This is a genomic window from Rhizobium sp. BK313 (assembly GCF_014193655.1).
GTDB lineage: Bacteria > Pseudomonadota > Alphaproteobacteria > Rhizobiales > Rhizobiaceae > Rhizobium.
On sequence record NZ_JACHZQ010000009.1, the window covers coordinates 159,875 to 174,873 of the forward strand.

The 14,999-nt window shown below is 57.4% G+C and carries 16 protein-coding genes; 10 read left to right on the forward strand and 6 right to left on the reverse strand.

Annotated elements, in window-relative coordinates; all coding sequences use genetic code 11:
- Positions 1–16: 16 nt before the first annotated feature.
- Complete coding sequence (locus FHT86_RS33105) at positions 17–778, reverse strand: amino acid ABC transporter ATP-binding protein (RefSeq protein WP_133711154.1); 762 nt, start codon at positions 776–778, stop codon at positions 17–19.
- Positions 778–1,686: an amino acid ABC transporter permease gene (locus FHT86_RS33110; protein WP_133711155.1), complete on the reverse strand. Its 909-nt coding sequence runs from the start codon at positions 1,684–1,686 to the stop codon at positions 778–780. The genes FHT86_RS33105 and FHT86_RS33110 overlap by 1 nt, the downstream gene beginning before the upstream one ends.
- 135 nt (positions 1,687–1,821) lie before the next feature.
- On the opposite strand from FHT86_RS33110, the gene FHT86_RS33115 reads away from it, so the two are divergent.
- From FHT86_RS33115 to FHT86_RS39000, 3 genes are all read left to right on the forward strand, one after another.
- The gene (locus tag FHT86_RS33115; protein ID WP_312862619.1) at positions 1,822–2,043 is read left to right on the forward strand and encodes an alpha/beta-hydrolase family protein; all 222 of its coding nucleotides are present in this window, start codon (positions 1,822–1,824) and stop codon (positions 2,041–2,043) included.
- A 203-nt stretch (positions 2,044–2,246) separates the two neighbouring features.
- On the forward strand, positions 2,247–2,951 hold the full coding sequence (locus FHT86_RS33120; RefSeq protein WP_133711157.1) for an alpha/beta fold hydrolase: 705 nt from the start codon (positions 2,247–2,249) through the stop codon (positions 2,949–2,951).
- 155 nt (positions 2,952–3,106) lie between these two features.
- Positions 3,107–3,442 carry an SH3 domain-containing protein gene (locus FHT86_RS39000; protein WP_409527641.1) on the forward strand — a complete coding sequence of 112 codons (336 nt, stop codon included), beginning with the start codon at positions 3,107–3,109 and terminating at the stop codon, positions 3,440–3,442.
- A 243-nt stretch (positions 3,443–3,685) separates the two neighbouring features.
- Here the strand turns inward: FHT86_RS39000 and FHT86_RS33130 are convergent, their stop codons facing one another.
- Complete coding sequence (locus FHT86_RS33130; RefSeq protein WP_183868999.1) at positions 3,686–4,603, reverse strand: LysR family transcriptional regulator; 918 nt, start codon at positions 4,601–4,603, stop codon at positions 3,686–3,688.
- Positions 4,604–4,708: 105 nt separating this feature from the next.
- Between FHT86_RS33130 and FHT86_RS33135 the strand changes: the two genes are divergently transcribed.
- The 3 genes from FHT86_RS33135 (at position 4,709) to FHT86_RS33145 (ending at position 7,474) form a co-directional block, all read left to right on the forward strand.
- Positions 4,709–5,674, forward strand: coding sequence for an MBL fold metallo-hydrolase (locus tag FHT86_RS33135; RefSeq protein WP_133711160.1), 966 nt, complete (start codon positions 4,709–4,711; stop codon positions 5,672–5,674).
- 359 nt (positions 5,675–6,033) lie between these two features.
- Positions 6,034–6,483 carry an SRPBCC family protein gene (locus FHT86_RS33140; protein WP_133711161.1) on the forward strand — a complete coding sequence of 150 codons (450 nt, stop codon included), beginning with the start codon at positions 6,034–6,036 and terminating at the stop codon, positions 6,481–6,483.
- The gene (locus tag FHT86_RS33145) at positions 6,470–7,474 is read left to right on the forward strand and encodes a zinc-dependent alcohol dehydrogenase family protein (protein ID WP_133711285.1); all 1,005 of its coding nucleotides are present in this window, start codon (positions 6,470–6,472) and stop codon (positions 7,472–7,474) included. The genes FHT86_RS33140 and FHT86_RS33145 overlap by 14 nt, the downstream gene beginning before the upstream one ends.
- 63 nt (positions 7,475–7,537) lie before the next feature.
- On the opposite strand, the gene FHT86_RS33150 is transcribed toward FHT86_RS33145, so the two are convergent.
- Complete coding sequence (locus FHT86_RS33150) at positions 7,538–8,428, reverse strand: NAD-dependent epimerase/dehydratase family protein (RefSeq protein WP_133711162.1); 891 nt, start codon at positions 8,426–8,428, stop codon at positions 7,538–7,540.
- A 115-nt stretch (positions 8,429–8,543) separates the two neighbouring features.
- Between FHT86_RS33150 and FHT86_RS33155 the strand changes: the two genes are divergently transcribed.
- Positions 8,544–9,365 carry a helix-turn-helix domain-containing protein gene (locus FHT86_RS33155; protein ID WP_133711163.1) on the forward strand — a complete coding sequence of 274 codons (822 nt, stop codon included), beginning with the start codon at positions 8,544–8,546 and terminating at the stop codon, positions 9,363–9,365.
- 279 nt (positions 9,366–9,644) lie between these two features.
- Here the strand turns inward: FHT86_RS33155 and FHT86_RS38540 are convergent, their stop codons facing one another.
- Entirely contained in the window at positions 9,645–10,610 is a 966-nt protein-coding gene (locus FHT86_RS38540) for a LysR family transcriptional regulator (protein ID WP_312862620.1), read from the reverse strand.
- 60 nt (positions 10,611–10,670) lie between these two features.
- Here FHT86_RS38540 and FHT86_RS33165 point away from each other — a divergent pair, with 60 nt between their 5' ends.
- Both FHT86_RS33165 and FHT86_RS33170 read left to right on the forward strand, forming a co-directional pair.
- Positions 10,671–11,678: a zinc-dependent alcohol dehydrogenase family protein gene (locus tag FHT86_RS33165; protein ID WP_133711286.1), complete on the forward strand. Its 1,008-nt coding sequence runs from the start codon at positions 10,671–10,673 to the stop codon at positions 11,676–11,678.
- A gap of 367 nt (positions 11,679–12,045) precedes the next feature.
- Complete coding sequence (locus FHT86_RS33170; protein ID WP_133711165.1) at positions 12,046–12,789, forward strand: SDR family NAD(P)-dependent oxidoreductase; 744 nt, start codon at positions 12,046–12,048, stop codon at positions 12,787–12,789.
- Positions 12,790–12,884: 95 nt separating this feature from the next.
- On the opposite strand, the gene FHT86_RS33175 is transcribed toward FHT86_RS33170, so the two are convergent.
- A complete protein-coding gene (locus FHT86_RS33175; RefSeq protein WP_166657004.1) occupies positions 12,885–13,757 on the reverse strand; it encodes a LysR family transcriptional regulator in 873 nt (290 codons plus the stop codon).
- Positions 13,758–13,854: 97 nt separating this feature from the next.
- Here FHT86_RS33175 and FHT86_RS33180 point away from each other — a divergent pair, with 97 nt between their 5' ends.
- Complete coding sequence (locus FHT86_RS33180; protein ID WP_133711167.1) at positions 13,855–14,871, forward strand: NAD(P)-dependent alcohol dehydrogenase; 1,017 nt, start codon at positions 13,855–13,857, stop codon at positions 14,869–14,871.
- Positions 14,872–14,999: the final 128 nt, after the last annotated feature.

The following is a 14,999-nucleotide window of genomic DNA, read 5'->3' on the forward strand; positions in this document are numbered from 1 at the left end:
TTCAAGGTTCTTGTTGTTAAAGCACCGCAGAAATGAAGTTCTTCACTCTGGGATTTCTTGGATTTTCAAGGATCTCGGCGGCTGTTCCTGCCTCCACGATCGTGCCGCCGTCCATGAAGATGATGCGGTCGGCCACTTCGCGGCAGAAACCGATCTCATGGGTGACGACAATCATTGTCGTGCCCGAAGCGGCAAGCTCCTTCATGACGCCAAGGACTTCGCCGACAAGTTCCGGGTCGAGCGCCGATGTCGGCTCGTCGAAGAGCATCGCCTTGGGCTTCATCGCCAGCGCCCTTGCGATTGCGATGCGCTGTTGCTGTCCGCCGGAAAGCTCGCTCGGATAGGCGTTGGCCTTGTCCGCTAGACCGACACGTTCGAGAAGAACGCGCGCTTCGGCGATGCACTCCTGCCGCGGCCGCTTCTGAACGCCGACCGGACCTTCGATGATGTTTTGCAAAACCGTACGATGCGGGAAGAGGTGAAATTTCTGGAAGACCATGCCCACGGCCTGCCGCTGGCGGGCGATCTCGCGGTCCGGAAGAGGAAACAATCGATTACCGTCGCGGCGATAGCCGACGATTTCATCGTCGACCATGACATAGCCGGCATCAATCGGTTCGAGCTGGTTGATGCACCGCAGGAAAGTGCTCTTTCCCGAACCTGAAGGTCCGATGATGCAGATCACCTCGCCCTTCATGATCTCGAAGTCGATGTCCTTGAGCACATGAAACGTTCCGAAATATTTCTGCAGACCGTGTGCCTTGATGATCGCATCCATTAGCCTGCCTCCCCCGCCAGAGCCTGGCCGGCTGGCTGCTGATGGGAAGCGTCGCGCCGGCCCCAGCCCTTCGAAAAATGTCGCTCGATGTAGATCTGGAGGATGCTGAGGATGGTGACGACGACCATGTACCAGATGGTGGCCACGATCAGCAGTTCGATGACGCGCGAGTTGACATAGTAGATGTCCTCCACGCTTCTGAGCACCTCGGAATATTGGATGACGCTAGCAAGCGACGTCAGCTTGACCATGCCGATCGTCTCGTTGCCGATGGGAGGAACGATGACGCGCATGGCCTGCGGCAGGACGATCTTCAGCGTGGCCCGCAACTTCGTCATGCCGATCGATTGGGCCGCTTCCATCTGTCCCTTGTCGATCGACAGGATGCCGGCACGCACGACTTCCGCGGTATAGGCCCCCTGCTGGATTCCGAGGCCGAGAAGTGCGGCGACGAAGGGGGTCATCACATCGACCGTCCGGATCGAGAACAATCCTGGAATGCCGATTGTCGGGAAAATGAGAGCGAGATTGAACCACAACAGAAGTTGCAGCAGGGCGGGCGCACCGCGGAACAGCCAGACGTAACCGACAGAAATACTGCGCAAGACCGGGTTATCAGACATGCGCATGATAGCGGCGACAACGCCGAGGACGATGCCGACGATCATGGCGCAGAACGTCATAATGATCGTGTTGCCGACCCCTGCCAGAACGGATCTGGAAAAGAGATTCTCAGAAACGTAGCTCCAGCCAATGTCTCCCTTCCAGAAGGCTCTCGCCAATAGAAGGAGCAGAATGATGCAAATCGCCGCCATGATCTTTGTGCCGATCTTTCGCTGCGGCACGATCACAAGCGCGTTCACGTCTGATAGCGCTGACTTGTTCAAATTCTGGTCCCCCGAGCTCATTTGTGAGCTTCGATCTTTAATCGGTGAACCTTACGTTGCTTTTGAATTAACCCACAAACGAGAATCGAACATGCAATTTATGCGTTTCTCGCATAAATCGCCGTCATTGCTCGCTGCTCTCACGTTAGGGCCTGGGTGCTCGGCGATTGTAACTTCAAAGATTTCTACAAAGCGCCGGATTGGATGTCGGAGCCGCTGGAGCACGATGTGTCGCCACAACTTAGATGGTATCCGATCGAAACCGGCTTCCAGTTGATACTTGATATGCTCGTCACAAATAAAACGCCCATGGGATACAGTCATGTCTATGCGCCCCAGCACTATATCGATGCACGGGTCGCAGCGGATGTGAGATGATGGCCCCAATATCAGCCCCTCTCCCTCAAGCAGCCCTTTCGAAAAGCCGGAAAAAGTTGGCGGGGTGTCTAGAAAGGCCGATGTGGAACCCATCTACGAAGGACGAGGAGGCTAAAGACTTGTCCGACACGCTTTCAGACTGGTCGCGACGATCTTCTTTCGATGCTTGTCGCCAACGGGGTGATCATTTGTTGGAGTGAACGATGGCGATCCATCGTAATGAAGACGAGGCGGAATGCGTCGTGCTGGTGCACGGGCTTGCTCGCGGCAGCGGATCCTTTTGGCTTATCGAGAAAGTGCTGGCGCGACGGGGATTTCTAGTCGTCAACAAAGCATATCCTTCAACGCGTGCACCAATCGCCGAGCTTGCAAACTACGTGGGGGATTGCGTCAAAGTATGCGGCGCACGCCGGGTCAATTTCGTAACCCATTCCATGGGAGGAATTCTGGTTCGCTACTGGCTGGCACACGCACGGCCGTCAAATTTGGGGCAGGTTGTGATGCTCGCCCCGCCCAACAACGGTTCCGAGATCGTGGATGTCTTCGGCGAGATGCCACCATTTCGTTGGATCAACGGCCCGGCTGGTCTCCAGCTTGGAACCGGTGCAGAAGCGATGCCGCAGCTTCTGCCGAAGCCTGACTATCCAGTGGGGATCATCGCCGGCGACGTATCCGTTAATCCGGTATTCAATTCCATCATCGAAGGGCCGAATGATGGAAAGGTCTCCGTCGCGTCAACGCGACTGGATGGCGCGGTTGACCATCTGGTCCTGCATGCCACGCATACGTTCATGATGTTCAATCCAATCGTGGTTGTCGAGACCATCAACTTCCTTGAACGCGGCACATTCCATCACGGCCTGACAATGCAGGAGGCAAGCGCGACCATTCTTGCAATGATCCAGTAAGAAGCGGTCGCCTCACAAGCCTACGGGTCGTCTTCGGGCCGACAGCCAGCCCTGCGCTTGATAGCGCTGTGCCTCTCAAAAGGGAAAATACATTAGCGAAAACGCCGGTACGCCGGTATTGTGGCGTCATCTCAAGGCAGGAGTGATCCATGAATATGATTAGGATAGCCGCGGCCGCTTTCTTTGCGGGTGCTGTTGCGTTGACGGGAGCTCTTCCCGCCGAAGCGGCAACCGCGCGCGTGACCGGCACGACGCAAGTTCGATCGGGACCCGGCACCTCATATCGCTCCGTCGGTCAGGTGCGGAGAGGAGACAGGGTGAACGTCACCCGCTGTTCGTCGTCGCGGAGATGGTGCCACATCCAGCCACGGCATTCGCGCAACGGCTGGGTCAATTCCCGGTTCCTCGACCGCGTTTCCGGAAGCCACAGAGGCCGTCCGGGCAGCGTGTGCTTCCATGGCGCGCACGGGTATGTTTGCCTCGGTCGATAGCGATCCGCTGGTATGAATTGATCCAACGCGTCCATTAGATCGATCGTTGCAAGGTATACTGTCTCGCGCTCCGGCGTAGCGGGGAAGCTAACCTACCTCACTCATGAGGTCTGCCGTAACCATCACCTCAGTCACGGCAGCCTCGACGACTGATCTGCAGTTCGTAGCTTACGATCGACGAATTCGAACGACATGAGCTCACAGAGCGAACGTGTCCTGTGGTCTACGCTGCAAGGCGCGACTCTATTCGGCGAGTGCGCCGCTCCCCCGCAGAAATCCAGCCAGACCATCTACAAAAAGACGGACCTTCTTTGGAATATAACGATTTGAAGGGTAGACGGCCTGAATGACCTGCGGTTCATGGAGCCAGTCGGGAAGCACTCTTTCCAACGTTCCTGATGCAATCATCGGCTCCAGAAGGACATCGTGAACGAGCCCGATGCCCATGCCCGCCGCAATGGCCTCGCATATAAGATGGGAATTGTCCGATCTGAGCACCGGTTTGACGCGTACATCTATCACCTCCTGTTGAGCCCCCGTCAGGCGAATCTGTTCGGCGCCCTGCAGGTAGGAGCGCACGACGTAGTTGTGATGTTCGAGATCGTTTGGGTGACCTGGTCGTCCGCGACGGTCAAGGTATTGCGGCGTTGCAGCGAGGCTGCGCTTCAGCAAGCCGATCTTTCTAACGATCAGCTGTGTTTCAGTCACGACTCCCATGCGGATCGCGAGATCGAGCCCCTCGGCAGCAACATCGGCAAACCGATCGGACAGGGAGACGTCCAAATCGATATCCGGATGATTTTCCCTGAACTGAAATAGATATGCACCAAGGGCCTGCGTACCAAAGCTGATGGGTGCACTGATCGCCAGCCGTCCGGTGATTCCCGCATCAAGATCGCTGACAATCTGATCGGCTTCGTCTATGCGCTCCAAGACACCTTTCACGTGTTGGAGATAGACGGCGCCCGCCTCCGTCAATGCCACTTTCCGCGTGGTGCGATCAAACAATCTAGCCTGGAGTTGGCGCTCCAGAGCGCGAATCTGCTGGCTAACCGATGATTGGGTCCGGTGAAGGTCACGTGCTGCGGCCGAGAAGCTCCCATTCTCGGCGACACAAACGAAACAAGACAGCATCGAGAGGCGATCCAACCCAGCACCCATTTATAAGCCAATGAAATAAATCTTATCAGTTTTGGCAGAATTAATCATTCTCGCCAATAGCGCTATAGCCGTCCAGCTCATTCCTCAAAGCCTCCAGGAGCTGACATGCCTATATCACGTCGTAATCTATTCGCCGCCTCCGCTGGCCTCGCCATGGCAACAGCTATCGGTGACATCAGGACGGCCAACGCCTCAACCGAACTTGCTACCGTCCAGATGCCCGGAGTCATCCGCCGCAAAGTTGGAACAATCGAAGTCACCGCTTTACTCGACGGATATATGGAGATGCCAGCCGCCCTCTTCAAAGCGCCGGAAGACGAGGCCGCTCGCCTTGCTTGGAAGCAATTCCAGCCAGCTTCACCACGCCTGAGCCCAGTGAACGCGTTTCTGATCAATCTCGGCGAACGGCTCGTGTTGGTCGATACCGGCGCCGCTGGCCTTTTCGGGCCAACGCTCGGAAGAACCCCGCAGGCGCTCGCAGCCGTAGGGGTCAAGCCAGAGCAGATCGACGCGGTGCTGTTCACGCACATGCATCCTGATCATGTTGGTGGTGCCATCGATCCCCATGGCAACGCAGTCTTCTCGAATGCGGAAATGATCGTGTCCGAAGCTGATTTTCGCTATTGGCATGACGATACCGCCCTCAACCAAGCACCTGACGCTTTTAAGCCGTTTTTCTCCGGAGCTCGAACCGTCGCCAAAGCCTATGAAAAGCGTCTGACGCAGTTTTCAGGAGAGACCGAGCTGCTTGGCGCTTTGGGGACAGTGCCACTTCCCGGCCATACGCCAGGCCATACCGGCTTTGTCGTTCACTCGGGAGACGATACGCTCCTTATTTGGGCAGATATCGTGCACCACGCGGCCTTTCAGTTCGCCCATCCGGAATGGGGTCCGGCCTTTGATGTCGACGGCACCTTGGCGACAGCATCCCGCAAACGTGCTTTTGATCAGGCCGCGCACGACCGCATCTTGGTTGCGGGAATGCACTTGCCCTTTCCGGGCTTTGGCCACGTCGCCCTGGAGAAGGGCGAGTATCGGTTCGTTGCTGCTGAATGGCCCTACGATCTCTAGGAGCAATCCAACGATCACTATTATGCAACTTGGTTTCAAATCGGTAGGAGACGAAGCGGGTGATGGAGCAATCCCTCCTGCCTGCATTCGCTTCGCCCGCTCTCCGGACCAGCAGCGTCAGCGAACTTTTGCTCTCTTGCCGAAAGTGGTTGTTCCGCTTTTTGCAAGAGAGCGGGGATTTTCTTTGAAACCCGTCACAAATGTAACTCTCACCCATCCCTACTCCTCGCCTATCAATTGCCCGACCAGAACAGCTGGCGCGCGCTTCCTGAACCTTCGTTCTCAAGCGCCGCTCCAACCATGCAGCAGCTGTGATGGCCGCTACCTGCAGGTTTCGTCGAGAGAAGGAATGACAATCCATGAATGATCAAGGCTATACCACCAGTTTCGAAGTGGATCAGACTCCGCAACAGGCCTTCGACGCCATAAATAACGTGCCTTTGTGGTGGTCGGGGGACCTGCAAGGCGACACCACCGAAGTCGGCGACGAATTCACCTATCGCTACGAAGACCTACATCGCAGCAGACAAAGAATTACTGAGATGACACCTCAGAAGCGGATTGTCTGGCATGTCGTGGAGGCCGAGCTGAATTTCGTTCAGAACCGAGCCGAGTGGAACGGCACCGACATTATTTTCGATATCGCGACAAAGGGTGACAAGACTGAGGTCCGCTTCACCCATGCAGGCCTTCTTCCGAGCGCCGAATGTTTCGACGACTGTTCGAACGCATGGAGCTATTACATCAACGGCTGCCTGCGGAATCTCATTGCCGGAAATGTCAAGGGGGACCGCGATGCGATTGGTTAGATTGAGAGCCCCGGGTGGCCTGGAAAACCTCAAAATCATCGAGGAAAATCGCCCAGAACCAAGACCCGGTGAGGTGTTGGTACGAATAGAGGCATGCTCCTTGAATTTGCGCGACGACTTTGTCGTCCGGGGTAAAGTGCCTTTTGATGACGGCCGCGTTCCGCTCTCAGACGGTGCGGGAAAGGTAATTGCGATTGGCGACGAGGTGAGCGAATTCGCAGTCGGAGACAACGTCGTCAGCACATTCTATCCCTACTGGTTGACGGGCGACATCACCTCCGCCACCCGACGGGATATACCTGGTGAACATTTCGACGGCTTTGCCTGCGAATATGTGTGCATGCCGGCCCATGCCTTTACGAAGACACCGGTGGGCTTTTCACATCTGGAAGCGGCAACCCTCACCTGTACGGCGGTGACTGCCTGGAGAGGTTTGGTGGTGTGCGGCCAGGTCAAACCCGGCGACACGATCCTGACCCTTGGAACAGGGAGCGTGTCGCTGTTTGCGCTGCAATTCGCGAAGGCCGCCGGCGCCCGCGTCATTGCGACCTCATCGTCCGAGGAGAAGCTGGAGCAACTAGAACGTCTTGGAGCCGACGTCGTCATCAATTACAAGGCCGTGCCAGACTGGGGCCAGAAGGCAAGAGATCTGACGGACGGGCGCGGCGTCGATCACGTCATCGAGGTCGGAGGACCTGCTACCCTTGCGCAATCGATAGCGGCCTGCAGAACGGGCGGGCATATAGCGCTCATCGGCGTGTTGACCGGTTTTGCCGGCGAGTTGATGATCCCGGCGCTATTTTCCAAACAGATTCGAGTGAGCGGGATCTCCATCGGCAGCCGTGCAGATCAAGAAGACATGATCCGTGCCATCGACGTAAATCGTATTAGGCCCATCGTTGACCGCAGTTTTCCGCTGGAAGAGATCGCCGGCGCGTTCAACTATTACGGATTGGGCCAACATTTCGGCAAGGTTTGCCTTAACGTGTAGGTTGGCCTGATCGCTGTGAACGCACAGTCAGCTCACCAATAGCCGTGATACTCATGCAACCGGTCACCCAAATTCGCGTAGGGCGTCTTCGATCATCGCCTCAAGGCTGCTTGCCTGTACGCCAAGTAGCCGCTCGGTTTCTGCTGAATCCACGATGAGCGGTCGTTCAAAAAGATAGGTCATCTCCAGGAGTTCGTGCATTCCACCCGTCTCCATCTCTTCGGCGGAATATGTGCGAACTTCGGGGATGTCTGTGCCAATGATATTCGCAAATCGCCCGATAAGCTCTCGAGGCGAGGTATGTTGGGAAGGAACGTGAAACGCGCGTCCCCAGTCGCCGGAATAGCGGGATGCCGCCACGAGGGTTCGCGCGACGTCCTTGGTAAAGGTCCAAGCGTGATTGGCATCGAGGTCCCCGAGGAAGGTGACCGGCTTCTTATCAAGCAACGACGGCAGGGCCAGCAGCGAGAAGTAGGTGACCGCGCCTTGCCCGAGATAATCACTCGATCGTATCTCGATGGCGGGGACGTTGGCGCGAAGGGCGCGCTGCCACATGATCGTCCGGACGGTACCTTTTCTGCTCGTGGGATCGAGTGGAAGGTCCGGTCGCAGGGGGCTTTCTGCATGCTCGCCATAGCCGTAGACGTTTCCGAGGAGGACGATCTTCGCGCCGACGGATTCGGCTGCTCGCACCGTTCCATCGATGATCGGGAAGAAATCAGTTGGCCACCGATGATACGGGGCCATGGCGCACATGAAGATTGCGTCCGCGCCCTCGCTGATGCTCGCGAGGGCAACGGCATCGGTGGCATCCGCTTGTACCAACCGCACACCCTCGAGCCCGATCGAGTTCACCGTCCTGCTTGTCAGGACGACGTCATGGCCTTCCTTACCAAGCAGGCGAGCTGTCTCTGTCCCTACCGGACCTGCACCCACGACAACATAGAAACTCATGATAACCTCTTCGCGTTCTGGTGATGAGGTTCACTTAACGGGCAATCGGATTGAAAATCGCACAGGAATTGCCAAATGTTAGGCAGAATCCGCTATGAATTTGAGGGCAGTTCACATGCACCTGCAATCTGCTTCACCTTATCCTGACGCGCGGGTCACAGCTTCTTCGCGACATGTGGAGGCAGGAACCTATCGCCTGCCGAAAGCGCAGCATCATCGCATCATGGTTCACGCCAGCGCCGCAACGCGGACCTACTGTAACGACGTCGCGAAATATTTCATAAGACGCGCCGGAGACGTGGATATTGTGCCAGCAGGCCGGGAGGCGGGGTTCGAGGCAGAGACCTCCTTCGACACACTGGAGATTCGCCTTACGCCCTCCCTGCTCGAGGGCGTAGCGGCCGAGCTTGGCACAGGGGCAAGCTTGCGGAGGTTCGACACACGGCACTTGCTTCGCGACATGCGTATCCAATACCTTGCCCAGGCGCTGGAAAGCGACCTGAAGGCCGGATTGCCAAGCGGACACTTGTTTGCAGATGGCGTCGGCGTGGCGCTCGCGGTCCGCCTGCTCGGGCTTGATGACCCGAGAGCCGAGCGAACGGTTAGGTTGTCGCATGATCAACTCAGCCGCGTCGTCATGTACATAGATGCCAATCTGCATGAGGCGCTTACGATCGATGAACTTAGCCGCATCGCAGGCGCAAGCAGCTCTCATCTGCGAACCTGGTTCAAAGCGGCAATGGGTACGACACTTCACCGCTACGTGTTACGGCGGCGCGTCGACCGTGCTCGAACCCTATTGCTCGCAGGCGACAACAGCATCAGCGAAGTGGCTCATTTGACTGGTTTCGCGCATCAGTCTCATCTCGCGCACTGGATGCGACGAGAAATCGGGGAGACGCCTCGTGGCTTGAGACGGGCAAAACCGGTCTCATGAGCCTTGGCACTTTGTCCAGTGCACTTCCGATTGACTTGGACGTCAGCCTTTCACTCTGACGTCCGCTGCCTTTGGATCTCCCTAACGCTGTCGGTGCACGCTACAAGAAAATCGATCAGAAACCCTCTACGCGTGCCCGTCTTCAATAATCTGTCGATGCGCCCACTCGTAATCTCAGGACTCGCAAAGCAGTTGCCGTTGCGTGCGCACCGCAGCGAGCCCCAAGCCGATCCTTGGGCACGTTACGGATGCGTAGCCGTTTCGTCGATCGCGGGATCCCTATGCTTGCGACCAGGGAAGGCTTTTGGAGAACCGGTCGGTGATCCAATCGGCGAAAGCGCGTGTCTTATTGGGAACAAGTTGCGTGGATGGATGCACGACGTAGACACCGCCTTCGTCGGGAACCGGATAGTCTTCGAGAATACGAACAAGCCGCCCATCGGTAAGCTCACGACCGACGAGCCAGTCGGTCGCGTAGAGCAAGCCATGTCCGCTGATTGCCGCAAGCACCAATGCTTCGGCGTCATCCGAGATAAAGGGACCGGAAACCGGGACCGAAAGTTGCGCCCCACTCGGCATTATAAATTCCCAAAGATATGGGTTCGGCTTTCCAGAGAAAATCAGGCAATCATGTCCGGCGAGATCGTTTGGCGTCGGGGGTGCCGCATGCCGTTGGAGATAGGAGGGGGATGCGACGATCATGCGTTTTCGATCCGCCAGCTTGCGGCTTACGAGCCGCGAATCCGGCAATACCCCAAGGCGTACGGCGAGATCGAATCCTTCGCCAATTAGGTCCACGAAACGGTTCGAGAAGGCGACATCGAGTGTAACACCGCGATAGGCTGCGCGGAACTCGACAAGTAATGGCATCAGCCACATTCGGCCGAAACTGCCGGGCAGAGCAAGGCGAAGGCGACCTTGCGGCTCTCCGTTTGAAAATCGTTCCGTTTCTTGGCCGGCGGTCATCAATCCCTGGAGCAAAGGTCGGATGCGCTGAAGATAGATTTCACCTGCTTCGGTCAGCGCGACACTGCGGGTGGAGCGCTCCAGAAGCCGAACGCCGAGTCTCTGCTCCAGGTTCTGGACGCGCCGGGATACGACAGTAGCGTCGCGGTGGAGCCGTCGGCCAGCTGCGTTGAAGGAGCCATCTTCGGCAACGGCGACGAAGGCAGTCAAACTTTCAATATCGGGCAGAGGAGACAATTGCTGCATAAATCGCAGATATACACTGCAATTTATCGCCATTCCACAAAATTACTGCAGCGATCACATTGCAAGCATTCAAACCTCCCGAAAGGAATGCACATGCAAGCAATTACGCTGAATGGACCTTCGCTGGATCTCCTGACCAGAGTTGAACTTCCCGATCCGCTGCCGCCAGGTCACGGTCAGGTCCTTGTACGAATGCACGCGGCCAGCCTCAATTTCATCGACCTCGCCGTCGCGTTCGGGAAATATCCCGGTATCAGCTTTCCGCTTGTGCCTATTGCCGACGGCGTTGGCGAGATAATTGCAATTGGCGACGATGTCTTAGACCTTGCAGTTGGCGACCGCGTTGCTTTGCATCCGAAGACGATCTGGTTTGCGGGACGTGGAACGATAGAGAAAGCGAACGCAACCCGCGGCGTGTCACGCCCAGGTTCCCTCATTGAAATCGCGACCGTCGATGCAGGCTCCGTTGTCAAGGTGGCGGAGCACCTATCCTGGGAAGCGGCTGCAACCGTACCGATCGCAGCGACGACCGCCTGGAACGCGCTTGTGTGCGCCGATGTCGGTCCTGGCTCGACTGTTGTTTTTCTTGGAACGGGCGGCGTTTCTATCTTTGGTCTGCAACTCGCCAAGGCAAGAGGGGCACGCGCAATTGTCACGTCTTCTTCAGACGAGAAACTCGAACTCGCCCGCAAACTGGGAGCGGATGAAACCATCAATTACAATGAATCTCCCGACTGGGACTTGCAGGTCCTCAAATTGACCAGCGGATTGGGTGCCGACCTCGTCCTGGACACTGTTGGAACGGCGACATTTACGCGCTCGCTGTCTGCAGCCCGGTATGGGGGTGTGATTTTCACAATCGGTTTCGTCACCGGGACGAACTTGCAGATCGATCTGATGCCGATCATCGTCAAGGCGCTGCGGATCCAAGGCAACAACACAGGATCAGCGGAGGATTTTGGTAAGGTCATGCAGGCCATAAAGGCTGCACGGATCGATCCCGTGGTGGCTGAGACATTCAGCGTGGGCGATGTTGCCGAAGCCTACCATGCCCAATCCAATGGGCCCGTTGGAAAACTCGCTGTCCGTCTCGATTGGTAGCTGCCGGGCACCCGAAAATGGCAGGGCTAAAGCCAGATCCGGGAGAAACACCGATCTGGCCGGTCCTTCGACACGGGCCGAGACTTTCTAGATATGCCTAGCCGCCGCTCGCGCCACAGGTTATCGAAGGCTTCATACCGAAGGCCCATGGCGCCTCCCTCGACATTCCCACGACCAGGACACCCGATGCCCAAGCGGATGTGCATCAGCATCTGAAACCGGCTTGCGCGTTTTCGGCCAGGTGTGGCCGCTCCCCAAAACCCCGCCAGACTTGTTACTCCCGCTCATTCGTCGCCAGATCCTAATCTCCGTCATGATCATCAGAGAACCACTCCTGATGGCATGGTCAGCGTAATAGGAGCACGTCTTGAATATCGAAAACAAAACGGTCTTGATCACCGGTGCCAACCGAGGCATCGGCCAGGCTCTCTTGAACGAAGTACTGCGGCGCGGCGCAAAGCGCGTTTATGCAGGATCACGCGGCGAACAGCATCATGACGATGAACGCGTCATCTTCGTCAAACTTGACATCACCGACGAGCATGACGTCCGACAGGCGGCCGAGGCCATAAAGAGCCTCGATATCCTCATCAACAACGCCGGTATCTTCATGCCTGACGATCTTAGCGATGTGGAAATCATCAATCGCCACCTGGCGGTCAACTTCTTTGGTCCGCTGAAGGTAACCCAAGCCCTTCTGCCGGCGTTGACGCGCTCCAGGGGTGCTATTGTGAACAACCTCTCTCTGTCGGCCCTGGTGCCGGTCGCGTCCACGCCAGCCTATTCGATTTCGAAAGCCGCGGCACATAATCTCATGCAGGCCTTCAGAGCGCTGCTGTCAGGCCGCGGGGTGGCGGTGCATAGCTGCTTCACGGGTCCGGTCGATACCGACATGACGCGCGGCTTCGACGTTCCGAAGTCGCCGCCCGGCCTGGTGGCAGCGGGAATACTCGACGGATTGGAAAAAGGTGAGGAAGATATCTTCCCCGACCCCTACTCGGAGCGAATTGCCGGTGGGTGGCGCGGCGGCGTCATAAAAGCGCTCGAGCAGGAATTCGCCGCTTTCGCTCCGCCAGTGCCTGCGGACGCTGGAGATTGTTGCCACCACTGACATTTCCCATTGCAAGCGAACGGCTCGGTAGTGCTTTTCGCTTGCAATTGATCGCGTATGAAGCGGCGCCCACCGGTCTTCCTCAGAGCGTGGGCCTAGCTGATAACGGGTTGCGTGCCAGTGATAAAACCGCGCGCAACGGTCGAAATCGCATCGGCGACCTTCGACATGGATCCGAGATGCGGAGAGCGCAGCATCACGACGTCCAGATGCAGATCCTGGTCGCTTATGTTGACCCTCTCGATGCCATGCGGCGACGAGCTTTCAAACAGGCGCCCGGGCATCAACCCGAGACCGAAGCCCCTGCGAACCAGCGCGAGCTGCATGCCTGCATCCTCGATTTCTGCTGCAATTGTCAGGGGTTGGCGCTGGCCGGCCAGCAACTCTGCGAGACAACGGCGGGCGTCGCAGGGTTCTGGGCTCAGTACCCACGCCCTGGTGTCAGGATCATCGGCGATGCTGGATCCGTTCGCGCCGACGACGATCAGTTTTTCGTCGCCGATATTCTCGGCTTGCGGGTAACGGGATCGCTCGGACAACAGGATGGCGGCATCGAGATGCCCCAATCGAAACTGCTCGGCAAGCTCATGGCTCCATTGCGATTTTAGCCGCATCGACACCCTGGGAAAACGTGCCGTTGCCGAGCCGAGTTCTCCGGCAAGACTGTCATGTGCTAGCCCCTTGGCCACACCAAGCCGGAACAAGCCGTTTGGTTCCGGCGCCGCTGCGACGGCCTTCATATTCTCGAAGGCAGCGAGGATATCGCGACTGCGGGCCAGCACTTCCTGTCCTGCCGGCGTCAGCACCGGTGGCTTCTGTCGGCGGTCAAGCAGCGTGATGCCGAGCGCCTGTTCAAACCGCTGGATCTGGCGGCTGACGGCGGGCTGGGTCAGCGGTAGACGTTGCGCGACCTTTTGCACCGATCCTTCATCGGCAAACAACACGAATGTCCGCATCTCGTCAAACATGTTCATTCCGCATAATTATTTTGCATATTATGAATTTGTATATCGTAGAGATCAAGTCCAGTCTCCCGGCATGGATACATCAGCCCGGAGAAATTTCATGAAAGCGATCGTCCTCAATGAGGCAGGCAACCTCGACAATCTGACACTGGAAGAGCGCCCGATGCCGCAGCCCGAGCGCCAGGAAATCTTGATCCGCGTCAAGGCAACGGCACTCAACTATCGGGATCTCGAAATTGCGCATGGACATTACCATACGGCATTCCGGCTGCCGCTCGTCCCTTTGTCGGACGGCGTCGGTGAGGTCATTGCCATCGGCGAAGACGTGACGCGTTTCAAGATCGGCGATAGGGTCTGCAGCACGTTCTGGCAGCGCTGGACTGGCGGCTCCTTCCGAATGGCCGAGCCTTCCTACCAACGCGGCGGCCCGCTCGACGGGCTTCTTTCGGAATATGCAATTCTCGATGAACAAGCAGCCGTTTTCGCACCGCGCAATCTGAGCGATATAGAAGCGTCGACCTTGCCTTGCGCCGCCGTCACCGCTTGGCAAGCCCTTGTGACCGAGGGGCACATCAGGGCCGGAGAAACCGTTCTTGTCCAGGGAACCGGGGGCGTATCGCTTTTTGCACTGCAGTTCGCCCGCGCGAGCGGCGCGCGTGTGATCGTCACCTCCAGCAGCGACGAAAAGCTGGAGCGCGCAAAGAGCCTCGGTGCGTTCGGCGGGATCAACTATCGGCGTACACCGGAATGGTCCGCCGCTGTTCTCGATATGACTGACGGGCGCGGTGTCGATCACGTCATCGAGGTCGGGGGGCCGCAGAGCTTCGAGCAGTCACTGAAGGCGGCATCCCGTCGGGGTCAGATCAACGTCATCGGTTATCTGGGCGGCTCAGAAGGTAACATCAATCCTCTCGATATCTTTCGAAAGCAAGTAGAGGTCCGCGGCATTCCCGTTGGATCGCGCGAATCGTTCGAGGCCATGAACCGTGCCATAGAAGCTCTCGACCTCAAACCGGTGATCGATCGCGTATTCGACTGGACAGACGTTGCAAACTCGATGCGCTATTTTGCAGCCGAGTCCCGCTTCGGAAAGGTCGTGCTGCAGCACGTCGGATGAAGCATACTGCGGACGATCTCGCTGAACCGCGCCCTGCACGGCGGCAGATTGGTGTCATAAGCGCCGTCAGCTACCCGCTATCCCGGATTGCGTCGTTTTCGCGCTCGCATTGGGATGGTTGCAAGGTT

Coding starts and splice junctions, on each gene's coding strand:
- FHT86_RS33150 (WP_133711162.1), bottom strand. CDS start 8,428: ATGAGTTTCTATGTTGTCGTGGGTGCAGGTCCGGTAGGGACAGAGACA.
- FHT86_RS33105 (WP_133711154.1), bottom strand. CDS start 778: ATGGATGCGATCATCAAGGCACACGGTCTGCAGAAATATTTCGGAACG.
- FHT86_RS33110 (WP_133711155.1), bottom strand. CDS start 1,686: ATGAGCTCGGGGGACCAGAATTTGAACAAGTCAGCGCTATCAGACGTG.
- FHT86_RS33130 (WP_183868999.1), bottom strand. CDS start 4,603: ATGGGTGCTGGGTTGGATCGCCTCTCGATGCTGTCTTGTTTCGTTTGT.
- FHT86_RS33140 (WP_133711161.1), top strand. CDS start 6,034: ATGAATGATCAAGGCTATACCACCAGTTTCGAAGTGGATCAGACTCCG.
- FHT86_RS39000 (WP_409527641.1), top strand. CDS start 3,107: ATGATTAGGATAGCCGCGGCCGCTTTCTTTGCGGGTGCTGTTGCGTTG.
- FHT86_RS33120 (WP_133711157.1), top strand. CDS start 2,247: ATGGCGATCCATCGTAATGAAGACGAGGCGGAATGCGTCGTGCTGGTG.
- FHT86_RS33145 (WP_133711285.1), top strand. CDS start 6,470: ATGCGATTGGTTAGATTGAGAGCCCCGGGTGGCCTGGAAAACCTCAAA.
- FHT86_RS33135 (WP_133711160.1), top strand. CDS start 4,709: ATGCCTATATCACGTCGTAATCTATTCGCCGCCTCCGCTGGCCTCGCC.
- FHT86_RS33180 (WP_133711167.1), top strand. CDS start 13,855: ATGAAAGCGATCGTCCTCAATGAGGCAGGCAACCTCGACAATCTGACA.
- FHT86_RS33165 (WP_133711286.1), top strand. CDS start 10,671: ATGCAAGCAATTACGCTGAATGGACCTTCGCTGGATCTCCTGACCAGA.
- FHT86_RS33175 (WP_166657004.1), bottom strand. CDS start 13,757: ATGTTTGACGAGATGCGGACATTCGTGTTGTTTGCCGATGAAGGATCG.
- FHT86_RS33155 (WP_133711163.1), top strand. CDS start 8,544: ATGCACCTGCAATCTGCTTCACCTTATCCTGACGCGCGGGTCACAGCT.
- FHT86_RS38540 (WP_312862620.1), bottom strand. CDS start 10,610: ATGGCGATAAATTGCAGTGTATATCTGCGATTTATGCAGCAATTGTCT.